5 protein-coding genes and 1 pseudogene are annotated in these 4986 nt (G+C 63.0%); 2 read left to right on the forward strand and 4 right to left on the reverse strand.

All coding sequences use genetic code 11. From position 1 onward, the window contains the following. The 4 genes and pseudogenes from JWR89_RS09095 to JWR89_RS09110 all read right to left on the reverse strand — a co-directional run. Positions 1-243: pseudogene (locus JWR89_RS09095) on the reverse strand (MFS transporter); the annotation flags it as partial. A gap of 102 nt (positions 244-345) precedes the next feature. Then, positions 346-663, reverse strand: coding sequence for a BrnA antitoxin family protein (locus JWR89_RS09100; protein WP_299714614.1), 318 nt, complete (start codon positions 661-663; stop codon positions 346-348). After that, the gene (locus tag JWR89_RS09105) at positions 605-964 is read right to left on the reverse strand and encodes a BrnT family toxin (RefSeq protein WP_299714617.1); all 360 of its coding nucleotides are present in this window, start codon (positions 962-964) and stop codon (positions 605-607) included. Before JWR89_RS09105 ends, JWR89_RS09100 begins: the two co-directional genes overlap by 59 nt. Positions 965-1056: 92 nt before the next feature. Further along, a complete protein-coding gene (locus JWR89_RS09110) occupies positions 1057-1614 on the reverse strand; it encodes a chlorite dismutase family protein (RefSeq protein WP_299714626.1) in 558 nt (185 codons plus the stop codon). A gap of 305 nt (positions 1615-1919) precedes the next feature. On the opposite strand from JWR89_RS09110, the gene dnaG reads away from it, so the two are divergent. After that, entirely contained in the window at positions 1920-3980 is a 2061-nt protein-coding gene (gene dnaG / locus JWR89_RS09115; protein ID WP_299714620.1) for a DNA primase, read from the forward strand. Positions 3981-4216: 236 nt separating this feature from the next. After that, the coding region (locus JWR89_RS09120) for an RNA polymerase sigma factor region1.1 domain-containing protein (RefSeq protein ID WP_299714623.1) at positions 4217-4986 on the forward strand (770 nt) is incomplete at its 3' end.

Here is a 4986-nt window from a genome sequence, read left to right on the forward strand (position 1 = left end):
GTTCTCGACGAGATCGCCGAGCGGCGCCAGGAACAAGAGCCCCGCGACATAGCCGAGCTGGATCATGGTGACGATGAAGCTGCCGGCATCGACGCCGATGCCGAAGGATTCGCTGATCGAACCGACCAGCGGCTGCGCATAATAGACATTGGCGACGGTGACGCCGCAGGCCACGGCAAACGCAAAGATCAGCCAGCCGCCGGGACCGTCGTCCCGGGCGGACGTTTCAGGAGATACAGACATGGAGACTTTCGAAGGCGGGAATTTTCCAACATATGGAATATTCGCGTTGCCAGCGACAGGGCAGGGCGCGGGATACGTGCCATGCAGCGCGGATGGGGTGGGCTATGCGCGTTTCTTGGGCTTCGCCTTTTGCAGCATGTAGGACCGCAATACCGCATTCATGCGTCGCTGATAGCCATCGCCCTCGCTCTTGAAGTAGGCGAGCACGTCTTCGTCGAGGCGGATGGAGATGGCTTTCTTTTTCGCGGGGATGACGAGGACGGCGTCAGACCAGTCGATATCTTTGAATTCCGCCCAGTCAGGATCATTCGCGATCGAGGCTTCAATTTCCTCGTCGGTCAAGGCGTCGAACCGCGCCCAGTCAGTTTTCCCCTTGCGTCGATCGCCCCATCGACGCGTCACGATATGCTCTTTCTTCATTTGGTCTTGGATGGCGCGCAGAGATGATCCTGATCAATTCGCTTCGGCGTGTGAAAATTACCGAGATCATACGATCATTTGATTTCCCAATGGCGATCCATCGCTCCTCTTTGTTGCGGGGCGAACGCCAAACAAGGATCGGTCCATAAAAGACCTCGCTCGCCTCTTCGAAATCTATGCCGTGTTTAGCTACATTCGCGTTGCTCTTGGCATCATCCCATTCAAACCCGTTGGGTGAGAGATTTTCCAAGTTAGTATCGCTGTCGGTCGCCGTCCGCGTTCCATCCAGAAGAAACTGCAATCTTCATTGCCTTTCTCCCGAGGTGCGGTGAGCCATTAGCTCTGTGTTTGTATATACAATCGTATTTCATTTTAGTCAAGCATGTGTGCGGCTCAAATCCTCTGCCGCTCCAGCCGCACATCCACTTCGCGTTCCACATAACTCCACTCTTCCGTCCCGCGCAGTGTCGCCACCAGCTCCTCGAAGGCTTGCGCATGCTCCGGGGCGAATTCGAACCAGGTCAGGAAGTCGAACGGCTCGCCGAGGTCGCGGGCGTGGTAGAGCTGCCTCGCGATCGCTGGCATGTATTTCAGGCTGTCGGCGATATGGCGCGACTTGTCCTCGAAGATGCGGCGACGTTCTTCCTGCGTCAGATCCCACCACGCCGCGGATTTCCGGATCGGGATCAGCGCCGCCATGGTCGCCTCGGGCCGGCCGAGCCCGGCCTGCACGGCGACCAGCGCGGTCTTCTCGCTGCGCTCGACATAGCGCACATGGCTGGCGACGCCGGCCAGCCGCCACGAGGTCGGCGACGGCAGCAGCGGCAGCGAGATCGCCGCCGCGTGGGTCACCGACAGCGATGGCACAAGCGGCAGCGTCTCGCCGGTCACCGGCGACAGCGAACTCACCTGCCACGCGCCACTGTTGCCGCCCCGGAACGTTGTGAACATCATTGAAACAGAGCGTGGAACCCGACTGAATTCAAGCAATTTGAACGCTCGTCATTCCGGGGCGGGAGCGGCGACAGCCGCGAGCGAACCCGGAATCCCGAGATGTTCATCACTTCGGGATTCTGGGGTCGCGTTCCGCCGCCTCGCGGCGCCGCGCCCGCCCCGGAATGACACGGCGATGCCTGTGAATAACGGGCGCAACCTGGCATCCCTCGTTTTCGCGCGCGCAAAACCTATATCGATGGTCGGCTGGGCCGGGTCACGCGACTCGGGACTCCCATGCCCGACTCACAGCATAAACACCCATGCGCTTCACGCCCCAATTCCTCGATGATCTGCGCGCCCGGCTTCCCGTCTCGGAGGTTGTGAGCAAGCGCGTCAAGCTGAAGAAGGCCGGGCGGGAGTGGAAGGGGCTGTCGCCGTTCCAGCAGGAGAAGTCGCCGTCGTTTTTCGTCAATGACGAAAAGGGATTTTACCACGACTTCTCCTCGGGCAAGCACGGCGACATCATCAGCTTCGTGATGGAAACCGACGGCTGCGCGTTCCCGGAGGCCGTCGAGCGGCTGGCGCAGATGGCCGGCGTGGCGCTGCCGGCGGCGACGCCGGACGCCGCGCGCCACGAGCAGCGCCGCAAGACGCTGTATGACGTGATGGACCTCGCCGCCAAATTCTTCGCCGACAACCTGACCTCGCGGTTCGGCGCCAAGGCGCGGGGCTATCTCGCCGACCGCCAGATCTCGCCCTCGGTGCAGCTCCAGTTCAAGATGGGCTATGCGCCGGCCGAGCGCTTCGCGCTGAAGGAATATCTCGGCGCCGCCGGCATCCCCGTCGATGACATGGTCGAGGCTGGTCTGCTGATCGGCGGCGAGGACATCCCGGTGCCCTACGACCGGTTTCGCGACCGTGTCATGTTCCCGATTACCGACCTGCGCGGCCGCATCATCGCCTTCGGTGGTCGCGCGCTGGAAAAGGACGTTCCGGCCAAGTACCTGAATTCGCCGGAGACCCCGCTCTTCCACAAGGGCGACAACCTCTACAATTTCCCGATGGCCCGCACCGCCGCGCATAACGGCGCGACGCTGGTGGTGGTCGAGGGCTATGTGGACGTCATCGCTATGGTCGGCGTCGGCTTCCAGGCCACCGTGGCGCCGCTCGGCACCGCGCTGACCGAGAACCAGCTGCAACTGATCTGGAAGATGGCCGACGAGCCGATCCTGTGCTTCGACGGCGACAAGGCCGGCCAGAAGGCGGCGTGGCGCGCCGCCGAGATGGCGCTGCCGCATCTCAAGCCCGGCAAGAGTCTTCGTTTTGCGCTGCTGCCGGAAGGCCAGGATCCCGACGATCTCGCCCGCTCCGGTGGCCGCATCGCGGTCGAGGAAGTCATCGGCGCCGCCAAGTCGCTGTCCGACCTGATCTGGGCGCAGGCCACCCTCGGCGGCGACTTCGCCACCCCGGAGCGCCGCGCGGCGCTGGAGGCGCGCATCAACGAACTCGCCAATGGCATCCGCGACGACGTGGTGAAGAAATACTACCGCCAGGATCTCGCCGAGCGGCTGCGCAACACCTTCAACCCGCAAGGAAATTATGGCGCCGGCCGCGGCTTTGGCGGCGGCGGCAGTTTCCGCGGCGGGGCAGGCGGCGGAGGCTTTGGCGGCTTCGGCGGCAAGGCCGGCGGCGGTTTCGGCCGTCCCGGCGCTGCGCGCAGCTTCACCCCGGGGGCGGCGGGCCGAATCGAGCCGCGCGGGCGCTCTGCGGCCTCGGCCGGCAGCCAGACCATCAACCGCTCGCCCTACCAGGTGGTCTCGCCGCAACTGGCCAATTCCTCCATCATGCGGGGCCAGCGCAGCGCCATTTCGCGCCGCGAGGCCTTGATCGTGCAATCCCTGATCAACCACCCCTGGCTGTTGCACGACCGCCTTGAGGAAGTCGCGGCGCTGGAGCTGGCGCATCCGGAGATGCACCGGCTGCGCGCCGGGATCATCGCCGCCTTTGCGCATGAGCATCATCATGGCGACGAGGTGGAACAAAGTGAACAAATGCGTTCAGACCTCGTTAAGGCTGGATTTAGCGAACAATTGCAACATGTTGAGCGAGCCATTACGACCAAGGACGTGTGGGCGGCGCAGCCTGGGGCGGCGCGCGAGGACGTTCTTTCCACCTGGACGCAGCTGGTTGCCTTGCATCGCCAGTGGCACTCCTTACTTAGAGAACTGAAGGATGCCGAGCTGGCCCTTGGGGAAGAGGCCAGCGAGACAAATTACGGATGGTTGCGCGACGTCAAGGCGAGGCTCGCCGAAGTTGACGGTATCGAGGCCCTGATCGAGGGGTTCGGCGAATCATCCGGCCGGTTCCTGCGCAGTTCGTGACGCAGATTTGCTGCGGATGGCGCCGGCAAAAACCGCGAAAAGACTCGCCAAACCCATGGTTTGGCTGCAGAAACAGGGTTAATCCGAGCTTAACGCTCTTCAGGCTTAAGTGCGACAACCGACAAGACCAAATTCAAGGGGTGGCGAAGTTGAGCGCCACCCTTTCCGCGTCCAGCGGACAGATGATTCAAAGCGGCGGTAACGCCGCCCGCGTGATCGCGTTTCAGGAGCATTGAATGGCCACCAAGGCAAAGACGCTGCAGACCAAAGACAAGGAAAAAGACGACAAGGCTGCAGACGCCCCGGAAAAGGACTCTCCGGACGCGCCGTCGCCGTTGCTCGACCTGTCGGACGCTGCCGTCAAGAAGATGATCAAGCAGGCCAAGAAGCGCGGCTTCGTGACCTTCGATCAGCTCAACGAAGTCCTGCCGTCGGACACCACCTCGCCTGAACAGATCGAGGACATCATGTCGATGCTCTCCGATATGGGCATCAACGTGTCTGAGTCCGACGACGCTGATTCCGAGGAAGAAGAGACCAAGGAAGAGGCCGAGGAAGAGCCCGACAACGAACTCGTCGAGGTCACCCAGAAGGCCGTCACCGAGACCAAGAAGTCCGAGCCCGGCGAGCGCACCGACGATCCCGTCCGCATGTATCTGCGCGAGATGGGCACCGTCGAGCTGCTGTCGCGCGAAGGCGAAATCGCCATCGCCAAGCGCATCGAGGCCGGCCGCGAGGCGATGATCGCGGGGCTCTGCGAAAGCCCGCTGACGTTCCAGGCCATCATCATCTGGCGCGATGAACTCAACGAAGGAAAGATCTTCCTTCGCGACATCATCGATCTCGAGGCCACCTATGCCGGCCCCGACGCCAAGAACAACATGAACCCGGCGCTGATCGCGCCGCCGGTGGCCGCCGATGGCGATGCCGCCGAGGGCGCTGCTGCCGTGACGGCACCGCCGGCCGCCCCGCCGGCGCCGACCCCGTTCCGTGCCGCGCCTGCGGC

Origin of the sequence: Tardiphaga sp. (assembly GCF_028290785.1) — a bacterium.
Taxonomy (GTDB): domain Bacteria; phylum Pseudomonadota; class Alphaproteobacteria; order Rhizobiales; family Xanthobacteraceae; genus Tardiphaga.